Here is a 22,504-nt window from a genome sequence, read left to right as displayed (position 1 = left end):
CCGGCTCGGCGGGGGTCAGCGAGGGTCGGCGGGGGACACGAAGCCGGACTCGTACGCGGCGATGACGGCCTGGGTGCGGTCGCGCGCGCCGAGCTTGGCCAGCACGTTGCCGACATGGGTCTTGACCGTCTCCTGGCCGACGACCAGCTCGGCCGCGATCTCGCCGTTGGACAGCCCCCGGGCCATCAGCCGCAGCACGTCGCCCTCGCGGCCGGTCAGCCGGTCGACGCCCGGCACGGCCGTCACGGGCCGGCGGCCGGCCAGTGCCCGGATCGCCGCCGGGAACAGCAGCGAGTCCCCGGCGGCGACCAGCTTGACCGCCCGCACCAGCTCGTCGGGCCGGGTGCGCTTGAGCAGGAATCCGTCGGCCCCGGCGCGCAGCGCGTCGTAGATGTAGTCGTCGTTCTCGAACGTCGTGACGACGATCACCTTCGGCGGGGCGTCCAGCGACACCAGCCGGCGGGTGGCCTGGATGCCGTCGACGGCCGGCATCCGCACGTCCATGAGCACCACGTCGGGGCGCTCGCGGCGCACCACGGGCAGGACCTCGGCGCCGTCGGCGGCCTCGCCGACCACCTCCAGGCCCGGCTCGGAGCCGAGGATGATCCGCAGGCCGGCGCGCACCAGGTCCTCGTCGTCGGCGATCACGACTCTCACCGTCATGGAGCAGACCGTAGCGGCAGCCGCGCGGTCACCCGCCACCAGCCCTCCGGGGCGCCGTCGCGGGCGCCGGCCGGGCCCGCCTCCAGCTCGCCGCTCAGGAGCCGTACGCGCTCGCGCATGCCCGCCAGCCCCCGGCCTCCGCCCACCGCGGCTCCGGTCCCCCCGGACGGCGCGGCGGTCCGGTTGGCCACCTCCAGGCGCAGGTCGCCGTCGCGTACGGTCACCGCCAGCCGTACCGGGCCGTGTCCGTGCCTGATGGCGTTGGTCAGGGCCTCCTGCACGATCCGGTACGCCTCCCTGGAGACCGGCGCGGGGACGGCGGACACGTCGCCCACCTCGCGCTCGACGGAGGCTCCCGAGGCGGCGACGAGCGCGTCCAGGTCCTCCAGCGTCGCCCACTCCTGCCGGACGCGGGGGGCGGGCGCGCGGGCGGCGCCCGGCGGGTCGCCCGCGCGCAGGACGCCGAGCGCGTGGTCCAGTTCCTCCAGCGCGGTGCGCGCCGACCGCTCGATGGCCTCCAGCGCCGTCCGCGCCGTCCCCGGGTCGCGGTCGAGCACCCGTCCCGCGGCGGCGGCCTGCAGGATGACCACGCTCAACGCGTGACCCACCGAGTCGTGCAGCTCGCGGGCCAGCCGGTTGCGCTCGGCCAGCACGCGGGCCCGCTCCTCGGCCGCCGCCAGCCGCTCACCGGGGGTGGGGCCGAGCAGCACGGGCGCCAGCCGGGCCAGCAGCGCGCCCGCCCCCGCCACCATCAGCACCAGCGCCACGAGCGCCGCGATCCCGGCCAGCGTCCACGTGAGCGCCTGCCAGCCGGACCGTACCTCCACGCCCAGCACCTCGACGCCCGGACCCCGCGTCGGCCGGCCGACCACCGGCAGCGCGAGCGTGAACACCGTGAACGGCACGATCGCCAGCGTGCAGCCGCTGACGACGCCCCCGACGGCCAGGTGCAGCGTGAACCACACGGCCGTGCGGCGGCGCTCCTGCCACGACCGGCGCGCCTCGCGCGGCGGCGTCTCCACCCGCGCGCCCAGCAGCCCCTGCGCGGCGCTCACCTCCAGCCCCCGCACCGGCAGGAACAGCCCGGTGACCGCGACCACCGGCAGCACCGCGACGAACACGCCCACCTGCACCGGCATCATCAGGCCGGTGTCCTCGCCGCGCACCAGCCCGGCCGCGAGGGCCCCCGCCATCATGTACGGCATCAGCAGCGCCCCGCCGAGGATCAGGCAGGCCCAGTGCCGGGGGAGGTTCTTTCTCACATCCGAGAGTATATGTCGACGATTATTCGCTGACGGAGTAATGCGCCCTGAGAGAAATGCGCCCCCAGCGAAAAGAGCGATGAATGGCGCGAAGCCGGGTCTAGCGTTTGGCAATAGTCTGAGAGAAAGGCGATCCATGACGGAGACCCCGCGCGCGCAATGGCCTGACCAGCTCAGCCAGCGCCTGCTGAAGGAACGCATCCTGGTTCTCGGCCAGGAGGTCGACGACGACATTTGCAATCGGCTTTGCGGCGAGATGCTTTTGCTGGCGGCCGAGGACCCGAAGCGCGACATCACTCTTTACATCAATTCGCCGGGCGGTTCCGTGCACGCCGGCATGGCCTTGTACGACATGATGCAGTTCGTTCCGTGCGACGTGGCGACGGTGGCCATGGGCTTCGCCGCGTCCATGGGCCAGTTCCTGCTGTGCGCCGGCGCCAAGGGCAAGCGCTACGCACTGCCCAACGCCCGCGTCGTCATGCACCAGCCGCTCGGCGGCATCGGCGGCTCGGCGTCCGACATCCAGATCCAGGCCGAGAACCTGCTCTACACCAAGCGCCGCATGGCCGAGATGATCGCCCACCACACGGGCCAGCCGCTGGAGCGCATCCAGGCCGACTCCGACCGCGACCGCTGGTTCACCGCCCAGGAGGCCCTGGAGTACGGGTTCGTCGACCACATCGCCGAAGGAATGAACTGACATGAGCGGACGCTACGTGCTGCCCTCCTTCACCGAGCGCACCTCCTACGGCGTGCAGGAGACCAACCCGTACGCCAAGCTGTTCGAGGACCGGATCATCTTCCTGGGCACCCCGATCGACGACACGTGCGCCAACGACGTCATGGCGCAGCTGCTGACGCTGGAGTCGCTCGACCCCGACCGCGACATCAGCCTCTACATCAACTCGCCGGGCGGGTCGTTCACCTCGATGGCGGCCATCTACGACACGATGCAGTTCGTCCGGCCGGAGATCCAGACGGTGTGCATCGGCGAGGCCGCCTCGGCGGCGGCGGTGCTGCTGGCGGCGGGCACGCCCGGCAAGCGGGCCGCGCTGCCGCACGCCCGGGTGCTGCTCCACCAGCCGTCCGCCGAGGGCGGGCGCGGGCAGTCGAGCGACCTGGAGATCCACGCCCGCGAGATCCTGCGCATGCGCGACCAGCAGGAGGCGATCCTCGCCCGGCACACCGGCCGCCCGGAGCTGGAGATCCGGCGCGACCTGGAGCGCGACCGCATCTTCACGGCCGAGCAGGCGCGCACGTACGGGCTGGTGGACGACGTCCTCGCCTCCCGCAAACGCACCCTCGCCCCCGCCCGCTGACGCGGGTCCCCGGGACGGGTGCGGCCCGGGTGGAGAGCAGGGGGGCACTCTCCACCCGGGTCCGGGCCGGGCGGGTCCGGGGTGGACCCGGGGCGGGCTAGGGCAGGGCGGTGCGGGGGAAGGCGAAGATGGCCCGGCCGCAGCTCAGCGGGGTGGCCGTCTCGGTGGCGCACTGGTTCTTGGTCCACTCCGTGAGCGACCAGACCATGCCGGTGGCGTAGTTGTACGACAGCGACTCGGGATGCAGGGACCAGCACTCGCGTGGCGAGCTGTACGGGTTGGAGCAGGTGTGGGACCTGCCGGTGGAGGTGTTCAGGGCCCACAGCTCGCCCCGCTCGTCCGGCCAGCTGTGCGAGACGTACCAGGTGCCGTTCAAGGACAGGGCGCCCTGCATGTTGCCCACCTGGGTGCGGTACGCCTGGGCGGCCGGGGTGTAGCCGCGGGAGTCGCCGCTGAGCAGGAAGTTCGCGCCGCCCAGGTTGTAGCGGTAGAGGCGGCCGTGCAGGGCCGGGTCGCTGAAGTACTCCACGGCGGTCAGGCTGTCCGGGGTGGTGCTGCGGTCCAGCGAGAGCGACGCGAAGCAGGGCACTCCCGAGTCGCTGCTCATCGTGCAGGTGCCGCTGGCGTAGCTGTAGAAGCCGACCTCCGGCAGCACGTACTGGTAGCCGTAGGCCGCGTATCCCGAGGCGGTCTTGCCGATGGTCGAGCTGCCGTCGCTGACCTGGAGGATCTCGTTCATGCTGAAGACCCGGATGCCCGTCGAGTTGGCGCCCGTGGCGCTGACGTAGAGCTTGTCGCCGTACCACGCCATGCCGCCGATGTGCGCCTTGGCGGGGCCGAAGGTGTTGTTGGAGTAGCTGGTGACGTTCGCGTTGGTGGTGCCGTCGGTGGGGGCGACCAGGTAGACCCAGCGGTACTTCGGCGCGGACGGGTTCGTGTAGTCGATGAACGCGACCCTGGCGTCGTTGTTGCGGGGGCTGCTGCCGCATTCGGTGGCGTTGCAGTGGTTCCAGCCGCCGAGGACGACCTTGTACGGTCCCCAGGCGCCGTCGTCGTCGGCGTCGCCGGAGGTGGTCACGCTCTGCGGGATCCAGGTCTCGGTGTCGGCGTCCCCGGCGTCCCAGCACCAGCTCACCGTGGCGGCGGGCAGGATCGGCAGGCCCGCCGCCTCGGTGGTGTCACAGGCGCGCATGGGGTGGTTGACGCTGCCCATGACGTCGGCGAACTCCACCGGCGTCAGGCCGGGCTGCGCCTTGAGCGTGTCGAGGCCGGTCGTGGGATGCCAGATGACGCCGGCGCCGGGGACGGCGACGAGCGGGGTGCCGTATTTGGAGTCGTCGACCGGGTCGGCGTACGCGGCGGTGGCCGCGCCGAGCGGGGTGATCAGGAGCAGGAGAAGGGCGGCGATTCTCGCCATCGACGTGGACAAAGGGGGGTGTCCTCTCCGTGGGGGGTGGGTGGAGCGGGAGCGGCGCGGGTCACCTCCTCGATCGTTCGCGGGGGATGGAGGCTCAGAGGGGGGCTGTGAAGGTGTAGTCGCCGGAGGCCAGCTCGACGGCCAGCACGCCGCGCCACTCGCCGGCCACCCGCACGCCCTCGGCCGCCTCGACCGGCAGGCCGCCCTCGCGCACGGCCGCGGCGTCGGAGGTGGGGACGTGCAGGACGGCCGTCGCGCCCGGCGGCACCGACGCCTCGACGCGGACGGCGCCGTCCTCCCGGCGCCAGCCGCAGGCCACGCGGCCGTACGGGGTCTCCTGGTGCGCCCGGGCCCAGCTCAGCCGCCCGCCGACCGTGGGCCGCAGCAGCAGCCGCCGGTAGGCGACCGAGCCGGGGTCCTGGTCGATGCCGGCGACCCGCCCGTACAGCCAGTCGCCCACGGAGCCGAGCGCGTAGTGGTTGAAGGAGTTCATGTTCGCCGACTGGAAGCCGCCCTCCTCGGTCCAGCCGTCCCAGCGCTCCCAGATGGTGGTGGCGCCGTGCCGGATCGAGTAGCACCAGGACGGGAACTCGTCCTGGTGCAGCAGCGCGTACGCCAGGTCGGCGTGGCCGTGCTCGGTCAGCACCGGGCACAGCAGCGAGACGCCGAGGAAGCCGGTCGTCAGGTGCCGGCCGCGGGCCTCCACGTCGGCGGCCAGGTGATCGGCGGCGGCCGGCACGAGGTGGCCGGGCAGCAGGTCGAAGGCCAGCGCCAGCAGGTAGGCGGTCTGCGTGCCGCCGGCCACTCGCCCGTCCGGCTCGACGAACGCCTCGGCGAACGCCTCCCGGATCGAGCGGTGCAGCTCGCCGTACGCGGCGGCGTCGTCCTTGCGGCCGAGGACGGCGGCGGCCTGCGCGGTGAGCTGGGCGGAGCGGGCGAAGTAGGCGGTGGCCAGCACCTCCCTGGGCGTCTCCACGCCGATCTGCAGCCAGTCACCGTAGTGCTTGCCCACGCGGGAGCGCCAGATCAGGTCGGGGTTGTGCCGACGGATGTGCTCCACCCAGGCCGTCATCGCGGGATACGAGCGTTCGAGCACGTGTACGTCCCCGTACGCCTTGTACAGGTGCCACGGGATGATGACGCCCGCGTCGCCCCAGGCCGGGGCGCCCTCCTGGGTGACGCACACCTTCGGGGCCACGTCGGGGAACGCGCCGTCGGCGTCCTGCCCGCTGACCACGTCCCGCATCCAGCGGGCGAAGAACGCGGCCACGTCGGCGTTGCGGGCGGCCGTCGGCAGGAACACCTGGGCGTCGGCCAGCCAGCCGAGCCGCTCGTCGCGCTGCGGGCAGTCGGTCGGCACCGAGACGAAGTTGCCCCGCTGCCCCCACACGATGTTCGCCTGGAGCTGCGTCACCACCGGGTCCGAGCAGTGGAACTCGCCCGCCGCGGGCGTGTCGCTCATCAGCACCACGCCGGTCAGGTCCTCGGCGCGGAGCGGGCCGGGCAGGCCGCTGACCTCCACGTACCGGAATCCGTGGAAGGTGAAGCGCGGCTCGAACACCTCGACGGGCTCCCCGGCCGCCACGTAGTGGTCGGTGGCCTCCGCGGTGCGCAGATTGTCCAGGTACAGCTCGCCGTCGTCGAGCATCTCGGCGTGCCGCAGCCGGATCGCGGCGCCGCGGGGCAGGCCGCGCAGGGTCAGGCGGACCCGGCCCACCATGTTCTGCCCGAGGTCGGCGATGTGGCGGCCGTCGCCGCGCGGCGTGACCGACACGGCGGGCAGCTCCGCCACCGCGCGTACCGGCCGGTCGGTCGTGGCGGTCAGCGCCGACAGGTCGCGGTCGAGGACGGCGGCGGGCGTCCAGCCGTGGTCGTCGTAACCGGGCGCGTCCCAGCCGGTCAGCGCCAGGCGCGCGTCGAACCGCTCGCCCATGAGCAGGTCGCCGTAGACGATCGGCCCCTGCCGGGTCCGCCAGGTGCCGTCGGTGGCGACGACGCGGCGCGAGCCGTCGGCGAAGTCCACGACGAGCTGGGCGAGCAGCTGCGGCGCCGTGCCGTAGTGCAGCGCCTGGTGGCGGGCGTCGAAGCCGACGTAGCCGCTCCACCAGCCGTCCGCCAGGATCGCGCCGAGGACGTTCTCGCCCTCGCGCAGCAGGTCCGTCACGTCGTGCACCTGGTACGGGATGCGCTCGCGGTAGTCGGTCCAGCCGGGGGCGAGCTGGTGGTCGCCGACCCGGCGGCCGTTCAGCGACAGCTCGTACAGGCCGCGCGCGCTCACGTACACCCGGGCCCGCACGGCGGTCGCGTCGAGCCGGAACGCGCGGCGCAGGTGCGGTGAGGGGCTGAGCGGCCGGGTCCGCTCCGTGCGGTCGTCGTCGGCCGGCGGGTCGGCGACCGGGACGACGGCGGGGTCCTCGCCGATCCAGGCGGCCGTCCAGTCGCCGGCGTGCAGCAGGCCCGTCTCGAACCAGGACGTCGCCTCGCCCGCCGGCGAGCCGGCCGCGTCCCACACCGAGACCCGCCAGTGGTAGCGGGTGCCGGACTGCAGTGGCGGCCCGTCGTAGCGGATGTACGGGGTCTCGGGCGGCTCGGCCAGGTCGGTGTCCCACAGCAGCCTGCCGGGCTCGTCGAGGTCCTCGGGCCGCGCGGCCACCCTCAGCCGGTAGGCCGCCGGGGTGTCGCCCCGCCGGTCCGAGGCGAGCCTCCACGACAGGCGGGGACGGGGCTCGTCCAGTCCGAGGGGTTCCTCCAGGAGTTCGCAGGTCAGGCCGTATGGGGTCAGGCTGGGCACGATCGTCCTTCCTCTGCCTGTTCGGGGGAGTTCTTCGTCGGGATTTCGTGCGGCCTGGGTGCCAGGTGTTCCCCGGACCGGCGCGCCGGGTGACGGGCCGGCCCGGCCGGGCCGCGGGGGCGGCCCGGCCGGATCGCGGGGGCGGGACGAGGACGCTGCGGAAGGAAGTCCGTCGCACCGAGGCCGCGGGTATGACCGGCTCGTGTCCGGGCTGTTAAGGAGCGGACACGAAGCATCATCCGAGGCGGTGCGGTCCGGCAGATAGCACTAAAGACATCAGACTTGGACAAAGTTGACCTGATCTGTGCGGCTAGGGTGGCTGCCGTGACGGGATCGCCGCTCAAGATGTCCCGCGGGTTGCTCTACTTCGACGACGGCTCGCCCGCCTACGCGAGCCGCTACACGCACGAGGGCGATGAGCCGGTCCACACGCACAGCTTCGTCGAGATCGCCGTCGTCGTCGCCGGAACCGCCGTCCACCACTCCCTGTCCGGACGCCAGGAGCTGCGGGCCGGGGACGTCGTGCTGCTGCGGCCCGGGGTGTGGCACGGGTACGAGCGGTGCGCCGGCCTCGACCTCTACAACTGCTGCATCGGCACCGACCTGCTCCGCGGCGAGCTGGCCTGGACCCGCGAGGACGCCCGGCTCGGCTACCTGCTCTGGACCGGCCCCCACTCCCTCCAGCGCCGCGGCCTCCTGACGGCCCACTTGGACGCTCCTGATCTGCGCACCGGCGTCGCCTATCTGGAGCAGCTCGACCTTCTGCGCGAGCGGCGCATCCAGGACCACCGGGCCGACGTGATCGGCTGGCTGTCCCTCTTCCTCGGCCTGCTGTCCCGCACGGTCAGCGCCCGGCAGGACGAGGTCGCCCCGGACTCGGCGCTGACGCATCCGACCGTCATGCGGGTGGTGCGGATGGTGGAGGCCGAGCTGGCCCGGGAGTGGACGCTGCGCGAGCTGGCCGGAAGTGTCGGACTCAGCCCCGCGTACCTGGTGCGCCTGTTCAGGACGGCCACGGGGCTGCCGCCGATGGCGTACCTGGGGCGGCTGCGGGTGGAGACGGCGGCCGACCTGCTGCTGCGGACGGACGAGCCGGTCACCTCGATCGCCCAGGCGGTGGGGTGGCCGGACCAGAGCTACTTCGCGCGGCGCTTCAAGGGCTACTACGGCCTGAGCGCCACCACCTACCGCACCCGCTTCCGCACCCACCTCCCCTGACCGCCTCCCCGCACACCGACGGCTCCAGGTCCGCAGCAGGGGACCGCGCCGAAATGCCGTCGACAGGGCCGTTGCCGCCCGCCTATGTTCCGGGTCATGACAGACAACCCCATCGTGGATCAGTGCGACTGTGGTGCACATGCCGGCCCGCTGGGCCTGTGCGTGGACTACTACCACGCGATCCTCGCCGAAGAGCAGGCTGACCCGCAGATGTACAGGTGGCACGCGCCTGTGGTCTGCGCCTATCTCCTGCAGCATCCTTCCAGGGCCCATGAGAAGTACCTTGACGGCCAGTTCCGCCAGCTGCAGCTCTATGTGGACAAGGGCCTTGACGCGCTGCTTCGCGTGGCGGCCCATCAGGTGGCGCGGAACGGGCACCGGGCACAGTCGGGCTACGACATGGCGCCCTTGGCGGCGTACGCGCCGCTCCCGCCGGGCGGATCTCCCGCGCGCTTCCGCGCTGCGTTCTCCGGGCTGCCGTTCAGGGACGGCAGCTTCGTTTCTGATGGGCATCCGGCCTACGGACGCCGTATCGAGATCATCGCCGAAGCGACCGTGGAGTCCTGGAGATCCGTCCGGAGCTGACGCACCACTTCGACCACGACTCGGCTCGGCCTCGGCGTCGGCTTCGCCTCGCCGAGGATGACGACTCCTGACACTTCGTCTGTTGACCTAACCGGACCGGAGTCCGTATTGTGGCGCTCACCAACAATACGGACCGTAGTCCGTTATGCCTGAGGAGGTCGACACGATGGGCAAGCTGCTGCACATCTCCGCCTCGCCGCGCGGCGAGGCGTCGGAGTCGTTGCGGATCGCGCGGGTGTTCACCGAGGCGTACCAGGAGGCCCACCCCGGTGACGAGGTCGAGCACTGGGACCTCTGGGACGGATCGCTGCCCGACTTCGCCGTAGGGGCCCGCGCCAAGATGGCGGTGTTCGCCGGCGACGAGCCGCAGGGAGCCGAGGCCGAGGCGTGGGCCGCCGCCCGCAGGACGTTCGAGCGGTTCGACTCCGCGGACCGGCTGCTCTTCAGCGTGCCGATGTGGAACGCGTCGGTGCCGTACGTGCTCAAGCAGTTCATCGACGTCGTCAGCCAGCCCGGCTGGATCTTCACCGTCGACCCCGTGACCGGGTACGGCCACCAGCTGGCGGGACGCGGCAAGCAGGTCGCCGTCGTCTACACCAGCGCGGTATGGGGGCCGCCGCTCGGTCCGGAGTTCGGCAGCGACTTCCAGTCGACGTTCTTCGCGGACTGGCTGCGCTGGACCGGCCTGACCGACATCCAGGAGATCCGATTCCACCCCACCCTCACCGGCGACCGGGACGAAGCGCGGCGCGCGGCCGACGCGCGGGCCCGGGACGTCGCGAAGGTCTTCTGATGGCTCCTTCCGAGGAGGAGGGGCTGCGGCTCGTCCGGGAGTACGGCGAGACGGAGCGGTGGCTCGCGGTGCTCGTGACCCTGCGCCCGGACGGTCAGCCGTCGGTCAGCGTCGTCAACGCCGGGATCCTGCCGCATCCGGCGACCGGGGCCCCGGTCCTCGCTCTCGTCGCCCGCGGGGGGACCGCGAAGCTGGCGAATCTGCGCCGGAACCCGCACGCCACGCTCGTCTTCCGGTCCGGCTGGGAATGGGTCGCCGCCCACGGCCCCGCCCAGCTCGCCGGGCCTGACGATCCGCTGCCGGAAGCCGGCCCCGACAGGCTGCCGGGGCTGCTGCGCGACATCTACCACGCGGCCGGCGGGAACCATTCTGATCTGGCCGAGTACGACCGGGTGATGGCCGCGGAGCGCCGTACCGCCGTACTGCTGCGGCCGGCCCGATTCACCACCAATCCCGTCGGAACCGAGCATCAGGAGCACGGATGACAACAGACCCTTCCGCGCCGCCGCCGGTGGCGGCGGGCACCGTCCAGGTCTGGTCGGACCTGCTGTGCCCGTTCGCCTACGTCGGTCTGCTGCGGCTGCGCCGGGCACGTGAGCGGCTCGGTCTGGATGGAATCGTCCGGCTCGAGCACCGGACGTTCCCTCTGGAGCTGTTCAACGGCCCGCATCCTCGCCGCGGCACCGACACCGAGGCCGTCGGGCTGGGACAGATCGAGCCGGACGCGGAGTTCCGGGTCTGGACCGCCGCCGACGACCTCTACCCGCACACCGTGCTGCTCGCCGCCGAAGCCGTGCACGCCGCGAGCGCGCAGAGCCTGGCGGCCGGGGAGGAGCTCGACCTCGCGTTGCGACGGGCGTTCTGGACCCACTCCCGGTCGATCAGCCACCGGCAGGTCATCCTGCAGGCCGCGGGAGAGCTGCCGGCCGGCGTCGTCGACGTGACCGAGCTGGCCGCCGCGCTGGACGGCGGCCGGCACCGGGCCGACGTCATGCGGGACTTCGCCGTCTCCCGGACCGACGCCGTCCCCGGCAGCCCGACGTTCCGCTTCGCGGACGGGACCGCCGTCAACAACCCCGGTGTCCAGGTGCACTGGGAGGGCCCGTGGGCCGCCGGATTCCCCGTCGTCGACTCCCATGACCCCGACGTGTACGACGACCTGCTCGAACGGGTCGTTCAGGCGTGACAGCCAGGGCCGTGCTGCGGCGGGTCGTCGTCGGCGTGCTCGGGACCAACTGCTGGATCCTGCACGCCCACGGCGACCGCCGCGCGCTCGTCGTGGATCCCGGGGACGAGCCGGGCCCCGTCCTGGACGCCGTCGCCGACCTGGACGTGGTCGCCGTGCTCCTCACCCACGCGCACTTCGACCACGTTCTGGCCGTGCCCGAGGTGGTGGAGGCGCTGGGCGTTCCGGTTCTCGCGCACCCCGCCGACCGGCCCGTATGGCCGCACGAGATCGCGACCGCTCGCCGCGCCGGTCACTGGGACGCGGGCACCGCGACGGCCGATCTCCTTGCCCGCGACCCCGCACGGTTGGCCTTCTCCACTGATGTCCGGCTGTGGGATGGCGTGTCCGTACCGATCCTGGACGGCGAGGTCCTGCACGTCGGTCCCCTGGCGGTCCGTGCTCTGCACACCCCCGGACACACACCCGGCGGGCTGACGGTGGCGGTGGACGGGCGCCTGCTGACCGGGGACACCCTGTTCCCCGGCGGGCCCGGGCTCACCGGCCCGCCGCTGTCGGACTTCACGGTCATCATCCGGTCCGTACGCAGGCTCCTGGCGTATCCGGGCGCGACCCGCATCCATCCCGGACACGGCCGCAGCACCACCGTGGCCGCCGAGCTGCCGCACCTCGACGAGTGGATCATGCGCGGCTGGTGAGCGCAGGACAGATCGCGCTGCAGTCGCGCCGGCGGGGCTACGCTGTTGTGCCGTGCAGGAGACGCGCCTCGACACTGCTCGGATCCGGGCGGCTCGCCGGGTGATCGACCCGGTTTTCCTCGACACCCCGCTGTACCGCTGCGAGGCGCTGGAGCCCGACCTCGGGTGCGCGGTGAGCATCAAGCTCGAGACGGCGAACCCGGTCCGCAGCTTCAAGGCCCGCGGCACCGAGGTGGTCGCGAGCCTGCTCGCCGGCAATGGCTCGCGAGCGGTGGTGTGCGCCAGCGCGGGCAACCTCGGCCAGGCCCTCGCCTGGTCCGGCCGCGGCCGGGGGCTCGACGTCACCGTCGTCGCATCCCGCTTCGCGCCCGCGGTCAAGCTTGATCGCATCCGAGCGTTCGACGCCAGGTTGGAGCTGGTGGACGGCGACTTCGACATGGCTCGCGAGCGGGCGGCGGCCGTCGCGCGGCACGAGGGCATCCGGCTGGTCGAAGACAGCCTGGACATCGAGACCTGCGAGGGCGCGGCGACCATCGGCCTGGAACTGGTGGACCCGGAGCTGGTGGGCACCGTGCCGTCGTTCGACGCCGTCCTGATCGCTCTCGGCGGCGGGGCGCTGGCCACCGGGGTGGGTCACGTGGTGAAGGCGTTGGCGCCCGACGTAGAGGTGATCTGCGTCCAGCCGCTGGGCGCACCGGCGATGACACACTCGTGGCGCCGCCGGCGCGTCGTCACCACCGACTCGACCGACACCATCGCCGACGGCGTCGCCGGCCGGTGTCCGATCCCGGCCGTCCTGGACGACCTCCTCCTGGTCGCCGACGACGCCGTCCTGGTCCAGGAGGCGTCGATCGTCGCCGGTATGCGGATGCTCCTCGACCACGCCGGCCTGGTCGTCGAACCGTCGGCCGCGCTCGGCATCGCGGCGATCCTCGAGGACCGTGACCGCTTCGCCGGCCGGCACGTGGTCACCGTCGTGTGCGGCGGCAACGTCGACGTGGACGCCTATCGCCGCTGGGTCGGTTGGGTCCCGTGAGCTGTGATCCCTGCTGGTGAGCGGCAAGGATCATGGGCCTTCATCATCCACCCTCGTCGGTCTGCCTGCCGCGAATTCGCACCCTTACCCCAAACGTCAGGAATAACACGATGAACCGGGTATTCTGCTGAATCGCTTGCCTCTATGAGGCAGGTGTTTCCCAGGGGAGGTTGGATGCGCAGGTGGACGGCTCCATCTGTGATCGGCTGGACGCTCGCGTCGGCAGTCGTGCCGGGCGTCGCGCATCTGCGTGCCGGGCACAAGCGCATCGGGCTGATCATGGTGGGTATCTTCGGCGTTCTGCTGATCGGCGCCGTCATCGCGCTGATCAACGCCAAGGCGCTGGCCGGCCTGCTCCTCGATCCCACCTGGCTGGCCGTGATCACCGGCCTGTGCGTGGTGGGCGGCCTCGCCTGGGCCGCGAACGTGATCAGCTCCTACATCGTGCTCCGCCCCGCGAAGCTCGACAAGTGGGGGCAGATCGGTACGGCCTCAGTCGCGGGCGTGCTGGCGGTGAGTGTCGCGCTGCCCTTCGGGCTGGTCGCCACGACCGCCCGCACCTCTGACGACGCGCTCGGCAGCGTCTTCAAGCCGTCCCAGAAGGTCGATCACAAGGATCCGTGGCGCGGACGCGACCGGCTCAACATCGCGCTGCTCGGTGGGGACGGCGCGAGCTCGCGCAAGGGCGTGGGCATCCGCACCGACAGCATCAACGTGGTCAGCATCGACGTTCACACGGGTCAGTCGGTCGTCCTGGCCCTTCCGCGCGAGATGGAGAACGTGCCGTTCGCACCCGGCTCCGCGCTGGCCAGGCGGTTCCCGCCGCCGAAGAACTTCTGGCTGCCGCCGGGTCAGGGCCGCGGCTCGGCCGACCTGCTCAACGGCGTCTGGGCGTACGCCGACCAGCACCCCGAGCTCGCCGGCCACTCTCCCAACCGCGCCCCGGAGACCCTCAAGAGCACGCTCGGTCAGATCCTGGGCATCAAGGTCGACTACTACATGCTTGTCAACATGTGGGGCGTGGCGCGCCTGATCGACGCCCTCGGCGGCGTCACCATCCACGTCGAGCAGGACGTCTGCTACGGCGTGGGCCGCTCCGACGGCGGCGTGGTCAAGGCCGGCACCCGCACCCTCGACGGCAACGAGGCTCTCTGGTACGGCAGGGCCCGCGACCATCCGGGCAGCACCTGCGCCGGCGCCGACAACAGCACCCGGATGCGCCGCCAGCAGTGCGTGATGAGCGCCATGCTCACGCAGCTCAACCCGAGCAACGTGCTGCTGAAGTTCAACGCTCTGGCAAAGGCGGCCAAGCAGACCTTCCTCACCGACATCCCGCGTGATCTCCTGCAGGATCTGGTCCCGCTCGCTCAGCGGGTCAAGGGGGCTCGCGTGTCCAAGCTCAACCTCGTTCCGCCCGCGTTCAACCCGGCCTATCCCGATTATCCGCGCATCCGCAAGGCGGTGAGAGCCGCCATCGCCCGCTCCCGCGGCACCGGCAAGCCGGTCCGCGCCGAGGCGGCCACCCCGTCACCCGCCGGCACGCCCACCGCCACCCCGTCAGCGCGTCAACCCACCCGACAACCCAGTCGACTGGAGACGCTGGACTCGGCATGCGTGCCCGCCAAGGCGGGCGCCTAGCTCACCGAACGGGCCCGGTCCACGCCTGACCGCCCGCCGCTCCCGCCGCGCTGCCCGGTACGGACGGCCCGGCGGGAGCGGGCCCGGCCTCCTGGGCGTCAGCCGATCTCCGCCTTCCGCACGACCTCCAGGGTGGACTCCAGCTCCGGCTCGGGCACGAAGTGGCCGAAGGTGTCGTTGGCGAAGAACGAGACCCCGGCCACCGACGCGGCGTGCCCGGCCAGCACCTCCCGCTGGTAGACGTAGGTCCGCCGGTCGTCCAGGTACGTCCGGTACCAGTACCACGGGTCGACGAAGTCCAGGCCGAGCAGCGGGCGCGGCCCGCCCAGCGCGGCCTTGCTCAGCAGGTTCGGGACGATCTCGGTGCGCTCGACCAGCACGGCGAACGTGCTCACCAGGATCGCGTCGAGGCTCTGGTACGCGGCGTCGGTCATGCCCCACGCCGCCCGCTCCACCTCGGCCCGCCAGTACGTGTCCATCCAGTAGACGAGCCGCCCGCCCATGGCCCCGCGCAGCCGCAGGAAGAACCGCTCGATCCCCGCCGACCGCTCCGGAGTGAGCGGCGGCGCGTTGTCGGGGTGCCAGAACCCGACCAGCCCGAACTGGTTGCCGAGCATGACGCCGTCCAGGCCGAAGTCGTCCGCGAACGCGGCCGTCTGGGCGGCGACGAAGTCCCCGGCGGGCAGCCCGGCCGGGATGCCGCCGGGGAAGGCGGCGTACCGGCGGGCGTCGCCGGCCAGCGGGGCGGTCACGTCGATCACGCCGGGCACCAGGTGCCCGCCGGCGTCGGCGGCGCTCGCCGCCACCTCGGGATGCAGGACCGTCTTCCACTCGCTGTGGCAGAACTCCGGCCCCGGCTCCAGGTACTCCAGCAGACTGACCCGCAACCCCCTCCGCTCCGCCTCCGCCCGCACGGCCGCGTAGATCCCGGCCAGCGCCCCGTAGTCCATCGGCTGCTCGGACAGGGTGAACATCGGCCCGGCCGAGTACGGGTTGGCCGAGCGCTCACCGCCGTCGCGCACCCGGGCCAGCCAGTCACGGTTGTGCTTCCTGGCCATCGCGGCGGGCCCGCCGGGACCCGGCGCGAAGCAGTTGTAGCGGGCCCAGTCGAAGCCGTCGGCCCACGAGCCGCGTCCGGCGTAGTTCAGGACGTGGTCGCCGTTGCCGGCGCAGAACACGATCGTGACGGGCCGGTCGCCGAGCCAGCCGGCGTGGTGGTCGAAGAACGCCGCCACGCCGGGGGCGGGGTCGCGCAGATCGTCGAAGATCTTGGGCGTGATCCACAGGCACGCCTCCTTGAGCGTCATGCTTTCCTTCGTCGCGTCGTCGGGGGATGGAGACAAACCTGACGTCACTGGGCGGCCGTGAACGCCTTGTCCATGCGGCCGAGCACGCCCGGCACGTCCACCGTCCCGTTGAACAGCTCCTGGATCGAGGTCAGGTGCTCCTGCTGAACCTTCGGGCCCGGCCACGCCTGGTCGGGGTAGAGCGTGGACTTCTTCGCCGCGACGGCGTCCAGCACCGGCTGCTGCAGCGCGTCGGCCTTGAAGCCGGGGGCCGCCAGGGCGGGGCTGCTGCCGGAGGCGGTCGCGTAGACGGCCTGGCCCTCCGGGGAGGCGAGGAACCGCACGAACTTCCGGGCCAGCTCCGGGTTCTTCGCCTTGGCGTTGACGCCGTACACGATGCCGACCGACACCGGCACGTACGTGCCGTCGGCGCTGTCGGTGGCGGGGAACGGCGTCATCGAGAACGTCGTGCCCTTGGGCGCGTACTCGAGCGCCGACTGCACGGCCGAGAGCACGTGGACCACGCCGAGGGCCTTGCCCTGGCCGAACATCTGCATCTGCTCGTCGTAGCCGACGCCGTTGGGGCTGTCGTTGAAGCAGCCCTCGTCGCGCATCCTGAGGTACTTCTCCAGCGCCTGCTTCCACTCCGAGGCGGCGAAGGTGGCCTTGCCCTCCTTCTGCTGCTGGGTGAAGGAGGGGTTCGGGCCGTAGACGAGCGAGGCGGTCAGCGCGTACGGCACGAGCTGGGTCACCCACGCGGACTTCAGGCCCAGCGCGAACGGCACGACGCCCTTGGCCTTGGCGTCCTTGCAGAACGTCAGGACCTCCGGCCACGTGGTCGGCTTGGCCAGCCCGGTGGCCTGGAGCGCCTGGTCGTTCCAGACCGCGCCGATGGCGCCGATCGTCACCGGGGCGGCGACCACCTTGCCGGCCGGGTCGGTGGTGACGGCCTTGAGGTCGGTGCTCAGGCCGCCCGCCCAGCCCTCGCCGGACAGGTCCATCAGCATGCCGTCCTTGCCGAGGTCGCGCACGGCCATGGTGTTGCCGCCGCCGGGCCACATGCGGAAGACGTCGGGCGCGGTCCCCGAGGCGAGCTGGGTGCGGACCTGCTGCTGGTAGGAGGCGTCGTCCTCGGTGAAGGTGGCCTTCACGGTGACGCCGGGGTTGGCCTTCTCGAACGCCGCGATCGCGGCCTTGGCCGGGCCCTGGCCCGCGGCGGCGAGCGTCAGCACCCGGCCGGGCGAGGCGGCGGTGGTGGAGCCGCCGCCCGAGGTGGAGCAGGCGGCGGCCGCGAGCGCGAGGCAGCAGGCGGCCGTGATGGTGGTGAACGACTTCATGACAGACTCCGGAATCGGTGACGGGGGGTGGCGCGCTAGCCTTTGAGGCCGCCGGCGAAGCCCTTGATGATGTGCTTCTGCAGCGCGAAGTAGACGACCAGGATCGGGATGACACTGATCACCAGGCCGGCGAAGATGAGGGGCCACTGGGAGACGTACTGGCTGACGAAGCCGTAGATCGCCACCGGGGCCGTGGTGTTGTCGCTGCCGCCCAGATAGAGCAGCGGCGTGAAGAACTCGTTCCAGATGCCCACGGCGTTGAGGATCACCACGGTGCCGGTGACCGGCCGCAGCAGCGGGAAGACGACGGTGACGAACGAGCGCACCGGGCCGCAGCCGTCGAGCAGCGCCGCCTCCTCGTAGTCGAGCGGCAGTTCGCGCAGGAACATCGTGTAGAGGAAGACCGAGAACGGCATCTGCTGCCCGACGCTGATCAGGATGACCGCCCACAGTGTGCCGAGCAGGCCCATGTCGCGCATGGTCGCGTACAGCGGGAGCAGGGCGAGCTGGCCGGGGACGAGCAGGCCGCCGATGACGAAGGAGAAGGTGTAGCGCGACCAGCCACGGGTCACCCGGGCCAGCGGGTAGGCGGCCGCCGCCGCGAAGGCGATGATCAGCACCACGCTGACGATCGTGATGACGAAGCTGTTGCCCAGCGCCGCGCCCATGCTTGCCTCGTTCCACGCCCGCGCGTAGTTGTCGAGGGTGGGCGGCCAGGCGAAGGCCAGCGCGCTGGTCTGGCTGTCCTGCGGCTTCAGCGAGACGTTGAGCAGCCCGGCCAGCGGGACGAGGAACAGCAGCGCGAGCAGGATCAGCGTCGCCTCGCGGGTGAGGGTCCGCCAGGTGTAGCGGGCGTGCATCAGGAGCTCTTCCTCTGCGTCAGGCGGAACTGGACGCCGGTCAGCACCGCGATGACCACGGTCATGACGACGGCCAGCGCGATCGAGAACGGGAAGTCGCCCAGGGAGAAGGCGCTCTTGTAGATCGCCGTGGAGATCGTCTCGGTGGCGGTGCCGGGGCCGCCGCCGGTCATGGCCATCACCTGGTCGAACTGCTTGAGCCCGCCGATCAGGCACAGCATCACGTTGATGACGACGGCGCCGTTGAGCAGGGGCAGCACCACGCGGCGGAACTTGCTCCACGCGCCCGCCCCGTCGATCGTGGCGGCCTCCAGCACCTCCGCCGGGATCGCCTGCAAGCCCGCCAGGTAGATGACCATCGAGTACCCGGTGAACTGCCAGACGATCTCGGCGACGACCGCGTACAGCGCCGTGTCCGGATCGCCCAGCCAGTCATGCGTCAGTGAGCCCAGGCCGACGGCCTCCAGCGCGTCGTTGACCGCGCCGTTGGGCGAGAGCAGAAAGCTCCACACGTAGCCGGCGACCAGTGGCGTGAGCACCACGGGCGCGAAGAAGACGACGCGCAGCACGTAGCGGCTCTTGACCATGCTGTTCACGCCGAGCGCCAGCAGCAGCCCGGCGACGTTCTGCGCCACGGTCGCCGCTGCGGCGAGCAGGAGGGTGTTGACCAGGGCGTCGCGGGCGGTCCGGTCCGCGAACACCTCGGCGTAGTTGCCCAGGCCGACGAACGACCAGTCGGGGCGCAGCCCGTTCCAGTCGGTGAAGGAGAACAGGGCCCCGTCGGCGCTGGGCACGACGACGATGAAAAGGTAGACCGAGATGGCCGGGACCACGAACCACCACGGGGCGCGCACGCCCACCCTGCGACGGGCCCTTCCGGGAGGCGCCTGCGCGGCGGGTTCGCGTGCTCCGGGCTCCTGTGCTCCGGGCTCCCGTGCTCCGGGCGGTGACGTCGTCGCATGCGGCACGGCCACGTGTGACTCCTCTCGCAGATGGGTGCCCGGGCTCGATGAGCCACGGGGGATGGATCATGGCGGGCGCGCCTCGCGACGCCTGGGCGGCCGGGGTTGGGAGGAACCGGCTCGCGTGAACGAGTCGTGAATCGATTCACGAGCGTTTCGGGCAGATTACGCGCCGTCCTCGAACCATGTCAACGGCCCGGCCGCCGAACTTCGTGAATCCATTCACCGATGCGCTAGGCTGACGGCGACCCCGACCCCGCACGACAGTGAGGAGCCCGATGACCTCCCCATCGGCGCCACGGCGATCGAAGGTCGTGAGCTCCGCCCCCACCGTGGGCGACGTGGCGGCCCGCGCGGGCGTCTCCCGGGCCACGGTCTCCTACACCTTCACCCAGCCTGACCGGGTCTCACCGGATCTGCGGCGCCGCGTGCTCGCCGCCGCCGACGAGCTCGGCTACGTCGGCAACGACGCGGCGCGGCGGCTGCGCGTCGGCCACAGCCTGGCGCTCGGGCTGCTGGTCTCCAGCGCGGGCAACCCCGTCTACGCGGAGATCGCGGCGGGCGCCGAGGCCGAGGCCGCCGCGCACGGCCGCTTCGTCCTCGTCGCCAACAGCGACGAGAGCCTCGAACGCGAGCGCGCCTACATCAACTTCTTCGAGTCCCAGCAGGTGAGCGGCATCGTCGCCGCGCCGGTCGCGGACGTGCCCGCCGAGCTGCTCGGGCTGAGGAGGCGGGGGACGCCGTTCGTCCTCGTCGGCGTCGCGCCGGGCCCGCACAGCTACCCGGCGATCTCCGGCGACAACGAGCGGGGCGGCTACCTCGCCGCCTCCCACCTGCTCGCCCAGGGCAGGAGGAGGCTGCTGTTCGCGGGGGGCGCCCATCCCCACATCGACCTGCGGCTGGCCGGGGTGAGGCGGGCGATCGCCGCGTCCGCCGAGCCGGCCTCGCTGGAGATCGTCCGCGTGCGGGTGCAGACCGCGCAGGTCGGGGAGGAGGTCTCGCGGACGCTGCTCGAACGCCCGGAGACCGGCTTCCCCGACGGGATCGTCGCGGGCAACGACCTGCTCGCGCTCGGGCTCCTGCACGGGCTGATCGTGGCCGGGGTCCGGGTGCCGCAGGACGTGTCGCTCGTGGGGTACGACGACATAGAGTTCGCCGATTTCGCGATCGTGCCGCTCACCAGCGTCCGGCACCCGTCGGCGGCGCTCGGCGCGAGCGCTGTCCGCATCCTGCTCGGGATCGAGGACGAGCAGGACATGCAGGGGCGTTTCGAGCCGGAACTCGTGATCCGCTCGACCTCCCTGCCCGCCGCGAGCTCCGCCCCCGCATAACCCGCCCCCGCACAATCCGCCCGCACAATCCGCCCGCACGGCCCGCCCGCTTCCCGCGCTCCCCGCCGTCCAGGCCCTCGGGGCGTCCGCGGGCGTGCCTCCCCCCGCTCGCCGAGCGCGCGTGAGGGGCGTTGACATGGTCGAGATCTCGCCACTGCGCTCGCCCGCACACCTCGCCGTGAATCGATTCACGAGAACCGGCCACCGAGCGAGAATGCCCTTCCCGGAGGCACGATCATGAAATCGACACGAGATGGCGACGGCCCAGGGGCCCGTGGCGCGCGGCGCGTCACCGCCGTGGCCGTCACCGCCGCGCCGGCCAGGGACCGGACGACGCGCGCGTCATGGAGAACGTCCTCACGCTCGCCCTCCAGCTCGTGACGGGCCGCGCGGCCGTCGACTTCGACAACGTCCGCGCGGCGTCCGCCCTCACGACCTCGGGTGAGGGGTGAAACCCATGGACGCGTAGAGGCGCCGGGCCCTGACGTTGGCCTCCGTCACCGCCAGTGACAACAGCGGATAGCCCTGTTCGCCGAGCGCGCGCATCACCGCTTCGACCAGCCGCCGTCCCAGCCCCTCGCCGGTGTGTGACGGCGCGGTGAAGACGTACGCCAGCAGCGGCACCGCCTCCCACTCCGTCACCAGCGCGGCGGCCACCGGCCGGGCCCCGTCGTCGGCGACGAAGGACGCCGTGGGCAGGAAGATCCCGTGCTCGCCGCCGAGAGTCAGACGGATCTCCTGGGTCGCCGCGGCGACGCTGCCCCCGGCGTCCTCCTCGTCGGGCGTCCCCCGGTACGCGTCCCACATCAGCCGCCCCAAGGCCGGTATGTCGGCCTCTCCCGGATGCCGGAAGTCGTGAGCCGGCACGTCCTGCGGCAGGCGCACGTCGAGCCGGAACCGCGTCGGAGCCACAGGAGGATCGGTCATACGGTCACTCGCCTTCGTCGGCCCGCCGGGCCCGATGCCCCACGGATGGAGCACTCTAGCTGTACTGATCGGGACTTGATCAACCGTGAGAAGGGCGATCAGTGCTTCCGTGCGCTCGGGCGCCTCGCAAGGGTGGTGATGAAGGTGGCGATCTCGTCGGGGTTCTCTTCGGCCATGAAGTGCCCGGACGCGGTCGGCTGGTAGGTCAGGTCCGGCGCCCAGGCCCGCCACAGCGATGCGGCGTCGAAGCCAAGCTGGGAGCCCCAGTCCTGTGAGATGACGCCAACCGGCATCGCGAGCTGCGCGCCACGCTCACGGTCGGCTCGATCCATCTCGAGATCGATGCTCGCGGTGGCCCGGTAGTCGGCCACGATGGAGTCGATCGCGGCGACCGAGCTGTCGATGTAGTAGGCGCGCTCCTCATGGGTGAAAGTCGTGCCGCTGGGGTCCCATGCGTCCAGGAAGGAGCCGAAGAACTCCGGAGCGACTGCGCGGATCATCTTCTCGGGAAGCCCGACGGGCTGAGCCATCAGGTACAGGTGCCAGGCGACCTTGGCGTCGACTCCCTGCAGAACGGCCCACGTGTCGAGGGTGGGCAGGACGTCGAGGATCCCCAGGTAGTCCACGACGGCGGGGTGGTCCAAGCCTGCGCGGACGGCGACCAGCGCACCGCGGTCGTGCCCGACGAGCCCGAAGTGGTCCACGCCCAGGGCGGACGCGACCGTCACGATGTCCTGAGCCATCGTGCGCTTGGAGTACGTGGCGGGGTCACTCCCGTCCGGCTTGTCGCTGGCGCCGTATCCGCGCAGGTCGGGGACGATAACCGTGTGGTCGTCGGCGAGCCTCGCCGCGACGTGGCGCCACATGTAGTGGGTCTGCGGGAACCCATGCAGGAGGACCACGGCCGGCCCGCTCCCGCCGACGGCGACGTTGAGGTTGACGCCGTCGGTGCCGGGGATGGCCTGGTAGTCGAAGCCGTTGATCGTCAGTCGGGTGGTCATGCGTTCTCCTTCGCGTCAGGCGCGGCGGTCTCATGGGCAGCCGTCTCATGGGCGGCGGGGGCCGGGTGGCCGGAGAAGATCCCGGCGGGCAGGGGGGCCCGCCCGGACGATGCCTTCAGGGCTGGGATGACGATGGTGTCGACGAGTGCGGACAGGTACTCCTCGTCGACGGCGAGGTCGTTGACCCGTCGCAG

General features: G+C 71.8%; 22 protein-coding genes. 11 read left to right on the top strand and 11 right to left on the bottom strand.

Annotated features, from left to right (window positions below):
• Positions 1-15 precede the first annotated feature (15 nt).
• Complete coding sequence (locus tag AB0H64_RS39340) at positions 16-663, bottom strand: response regulator transcription factor (RefSeq protein ID WP_357635398.1); 648 nt, start codon at positions 661-663, stop codon at positions 16-18.
• A complete protein-coding gene (locus AB0H64_RS39335) occupies positions 660-1,925 on the bottom strand; it encodes a histidine kinase (protein ID WP_357635396.1) in 1,266 nt (421 codons plus the stop codon). The genes AB0H64_RS39340 and AB0H64_RS39335 overlap by 4 nt, the downstream gene beginning before the upstream one ends.
• 136 nt (positions 1,926-2,061) lie before the next feature.
• Here AB0H64_RS39335 and AB0H64_RS39330 point away from each other — a divergent pair, with 136 nt between their 5' ends.
• Both AB0H64_RS39330 and AB0H64_RS39325 read left to right on the top strand, forming a co-directional pair.
• Positions 2,062-2,625: an ATP-dependent Clp protease proteolytic subunit gene (locus AB0H64_RS39330; RefSeq protein ID WP_357635393.1), complete on the top strand. Its 564-nt coding sequence runs from the start codon at positions 2,062-2,064 to the stop codon at positions 2,623-2,625.
• Between the two features lies 1 nt (position 2,626).
• Positions 2,627-3,244 (top strand): ATP-dependent Clp protease proteolytic subunit, encoded by a 618-nt coding sequence (locus AB0H64_RS39325; protein WP_357635390.1) that lies wholly within the window; start codon positions 2,627-2,629, stop codon positions 3,242-3,244.
• A gap of 97 nt (positions 3,245-3,341) precedes the next feature.
• On the opposite strand, the gene AB0H64_RS39320 is transcribed toward AB0H64_RS39325, so the two are convergent.
• Together AB0H64_RS39320 and AB0H64_RS39315 are read right to left on the bottom strand one after the other, a co-directional pair.
• Positions 3,342-4,661: a hypothetical protein gene (locus tag AB0H64_RS39320; protein ID WP_357635387.1), complete on the bottom strand. Its 1,320-nt coding sequence runs from the start codon at positions 4,659-4,661 to the stop codon at positions 3,342-3,344.
• A 94-nt stretch (positions 4,662-4,755) separates the two neighbouring features.
• On the bottom strand, positions 4,756-7,452 hold the full coding sequence (locus AB0H64_RS39315; protein ID WP_357635385.1) for a family 78 glycoside hydrolase catalytic domain: 2,697 nt from the start codon (positions 7,450-7,452) through the stop codon (positions 4,756-4,758).
• Between the two features lie 324 nt (positions 7,453-7,776).
• Here AB0H64_RS39315 and AB0H64_RS39310 point away from each other — a divergent pair, with 324 nt between their 5' ends.
• The 8 genes from AB0H64_RS39310 to AB0H64_RS39275 all read left to right on the top strand — a co-directional run bounded on the left by AB0H64_RS39310 (position 7,777) and on the right by AB0H64_RS39275 (position 14,606).
• Positions 7,777-8,670, top strand: coding sequence for an AraC family transcriptional regulator (locus AB0H64_RS39310; protein WP_357635382.1), 894 nt, complete (start codon positions 7,777-7,779; stop codon positions 8,668-8,670).
• 96 nt (positions 8,671-8,766) lie between these two features.
• Positions 8,767-9,255 carry a DUF5946 family protein gene (locus AB0H64_RS39305; RefSeq protein ID WP_357635378.1) on the top strand — a complete coding sequence of 163 codons (489 nt, stop codon included), beginning with the start codon at positions 8,767-8,769 and terminating at the stop codon, positions 9,253-9,255.
• Between the two features lie 145 nt (positions 9,256-9,400).
• Positions 9,401-10,048, top strand: coding sequence for an NAD(P)H-dependent oxidoreductase (locus AB0H64_RS39300; RefSeq protein WP_357635374.1), 648 nt, complete (start codon positions 9,401-9,403; stop codon positions 10,046-10,048).
• Positions 10,048-10,533 (top strand): TIGR03618 family F420-dependent PPOX class oxidoreductase, encoded by a 486-nt coding sequence (locus AB0H64_RS39295; RefSeq protein ID WP_357635372.1) that lies wholly within the window; start codon positions 10,048-10,050, stop codon positions 10,531-10,533. Before AB0H64_RS39300 ends, AB0H64_RS39295 begins: the two co-directional genes overlap by 1 nt.
• Positions 10,530-11,234 (top strand): DsbA family protein, encoded by a 705-nt coding sequence (locus tag AB0H64_RS39290; protein ID WP_357635369.1) that lies wholly within the window; start codon positions 10,530-10,532, stop codon positions 11,232-11,234. Before AB0H64_RS39295 ends, AB0H64_RS39290 begins: the two co-directional genes overlap by 4 nt.
• Positions 11,231-11,932: an MBL fold metallo-hydrolase gene (locus AB0H64_RS39285; RefSeq protein WP_357635367.1), complete on the top strand. Its 702-nt coding sequence runs from the start codon at positions 11,231-11,233 to the stop codon at positions 11,930-11,932. The genes AB0H64_RS39290 and AB0H64_RS39285 overlap by 4 nt, the downstream gene beginning before the upstream one ends.
• Positions 11,933-11,984: 52 nt before the next feature.
• Positions 11,985-12,968, top strand: a complete 984-nt coding sequence (locus AB0H64_RS39280) for a pyridoxal-phosphate dependent enzyme (protein ID WP_357635364.1) — start codon at positions 11,985-11,987, stop codon at positions 12,966-12,968.
• A gap of 174 nt (positions 12,969-13,142) precedes the next feature.
• Positions 13,143-14,606: an LCP family protein gene (locus AB0H64_RS39275; RefSeq protein ID WP_357635362.1), complete on the top strand. Its 1,464-nt coding sequence runs from the start codon at positions 13,143-13,145 to the stop codon at positions 14,604-14,606.
• A gap of 98 nt (positions 14,607-14,704) precedes the next feature.
• Here the strand turns inward: AB0H64_RS39275 and AB0H64_RS39270 are convergent, their stop codons facing one another.
• Genes AB0H64_RS39270 through AB0H64_RS39255 form a run of 4 tightly spaced genes read right to left on the bottom strand, consistent with a single transcriptional unit; the run spans position 14,705 to position 18,943 of the window.
• A complete protein-coding gene (locus AB0H64_RS39270) occupies positions 14,705-15,913 on the bottom strand; it encodes a hypothetical protein (RefSeq protein ID WP_357635359.1) in 1,209 nt (402 codons plus the stop codon).
• A gap of 44 nt (positions 15,914-15,957) precedes the next feature.
• Positions 15,958-17,229: an extracellular solute-binding protein gene (locus AB0H64_RS39265; RefSeq protein ID WP_357635356.1), complete on the bottom strand. Its 1,272-nt coding sequence runs from the start codon at positions 17,227-17,229 to the stop codon at positions 15,958-15,960.
• 35 nt (positions 17,230-17,264) lie between these two features.
• Entirely contained in the window at positions 17,265-18,089 is an 825-nt protein-coding gene (locus tag AB0H64_RS39260) for a carbohydrate ABC transporter permease (RefSeq protein ID WP_357635354.1), read from the bottom strand.
• Positions 18,089-18,943, bottom strand: a complete 855-nt coding sequence (locus AB0H64_RS39255) for a sugar ABC transporter permease (protein WP_357635350.1) — start codon at positions 18,941-18,943, stop codon at positions 18,089-18,091. The genes AB0H64_RS39260 and AB0H64_RS39255 overlap by 1 nt, the downstream gene beginning before the upstream one ends.
• Before the next feature lie 422 nt (positions 18,944-19,365).
• On the opposite strand from AB0H64_RS39255, the gene AB0H64_RS39250 reads away from it, so the two are divergent.
• Positions 19,366-20,382: a LacI family DNA-binding transcriptional regulator gene (locus AB0H64_RS39250; protein ID WP_357635348.1), complete on the top strand. Its 1,017-nt coding sequence runs from the start codon at positions 19,366-19,368 to the stop codon at positions 20,380-20,382.
• Between the two features lie 429 nt (positions 20,383-20,811).
• Here AB0H64_RS39250 and AB0H64_RS39245 read toward each other — a convergent pair whose 3' ends face one another.
• The 3 genes from AB0H64_RS39245 to AB0H64_RS39235 form a co-directional block, all read right to left on the bottom strand.
• Positions 20,812-21,309: a GNAT family N-acetyltransferase gene (locus tag AB0H64_RS39245; RefSeq protein ID WP_357635346.1), complete on the bottom strand. Its 498-nt coding sequence runs from the start codon at positions 21,307-21,309 to the stop codon at positions 20,812-20,814.
• 98 nt (positions 21,310-21,407) lie between these two features.
• Positions 21,408-22,310, bottom strand: coding sequence for an alpha/beta hydrolase (locus AB0H64_RS39240; RefSeq protein ID WP_357635344.1), 903 nt, complete (start codon positions 22,308-22,310; stop codon positions 21,408-21,410).
• On the bottom strand, positions 22,307-22,504 hold a 198-nt coding region (locus AB0H64_RS39235; RefSeq protein ID WP_357635342.1), incomplete at its 5' end, for a hypothetical protein. The genes AB0H64_RS39240 and AB0H64_RS39235, both read right to left, overlap by 4 nt.

It is taken from the genome of Nonomuraea sp. NPDC050733, from assembly GCF_040654215.1.
Taxonomy (GTDB): domain Bacteria; phylum Actinomycetota; class Actinomycetes; order Streptosporangiales; family Streptosporangiaceae; genus Nonomuraea.
This window is presented reverse-complemented; position numbering and strand designations above follow the sequence as displayed.

Excerpts from the sequence above, each read along its gene's own strand:
- AB0H64_RS39265 (WP_357635356.1), bottom strand. The coding sequence starts at position 17,229 with ATGAAGTCGTTCACCACCATCACGGCCGCCTGCTGCCTCGCGCTCGCG.
- AB0H64_RS39305 (WP_357635378.1), top strand. The coding sequence starts at position 8,767 with ATGACAGACAACCCCATCGTGGATCAGTGCGACTGTGGTGCACATGCC.
- AB0H64_RS39240 (WP_357635344.1), bottom strand. The coding sequence starts at position 22,310 with ATGACCACCCGACTGACGATCAACGGCTTCGACTACCAGGCCATCCCC.
- AB0H64_RS39320 (WP_357635387.1), bottom strand. The coding sequence starts at position 4,661 with ATGGCGAGAATCGCCGCCCTTCTCCTGCTCCTGATCACCCCGCTCGGC.
- AB0H64_RS39270 (WP_357635359.1), bottom strand. The coding sequence starts at position 15,913 with ATGACGCTCAAGGAGGCGTGCCTGTGGATCACGCCCAAGATCTTCGAC.
- AB0H64_RS39325 (WP_357635390.1), top strand. The coding sequence starts at position 2,627 with ATGAGCGGACGCTACGTGCTGCCCTCCTTCACCGAGCGCACCTCCTAC.
- AB0H64_RS39245 (WP_357635346.1), bottom strand. The coding sequence starts at position 21,309 with ATGACCGATCCTCCTGTGGCTCCGACGCGGTTCCGGCTCGACGTGCGC.
- AB0H64_RS39295 (WP_357635372.1), top strand. The coding sequence starts at position 10,048 with ATGGCTCCTTCCGAGGAGGAGGGGCTGCGGCTCGTCCGGGAGTACGGC.
- AB0H64_RS39275 (WP_357635362.1), top strand. The coding sequence starts at position 13,143 with ATGCGCAGGTGGACGGCTCCATCTGTGATCGGCTGGACGCTCGCGTCG.
- AB0H64_RS39300 (WP_357635374.1), top strand. The coding sequence starts at position 9,401 with ATGCCTGAGGAGGTCGACACGATGGGCAAGCTGCTGCACATCTCCGCC.
- AB0H64_RS39340 (WP_357635398.1), bottom strand. The coding sequence starts at position 663 with ATGACGGTGAGAGTCGTGATCGCCGACGACGAGGACCTGGTGCGCGCC.
- AB0H64_RS39290 (WP_357635369.1), top strand. The coding sequence starts at position 10,530 with ATGACAACAGACCCTTCCGCGCCGCCGCCGGTGGCGGCGGGCACCGTC.
- AB0H64_RS39330 (WP_357635393.1), top strand. The coding sequence starts at position 2,062 with ATGACGGAGACCCCGCGCGCGCAATGGCCTGACCAGCTCAGCCAGCGC.
- AB0H64_RS39260 (WP_357635354.1), bottom strand. The coding sequence starts at position 18,089 with ATGCACGCCCGCTACACCTGGCGGACCCTCACCCGCGAGGCGACGCTG.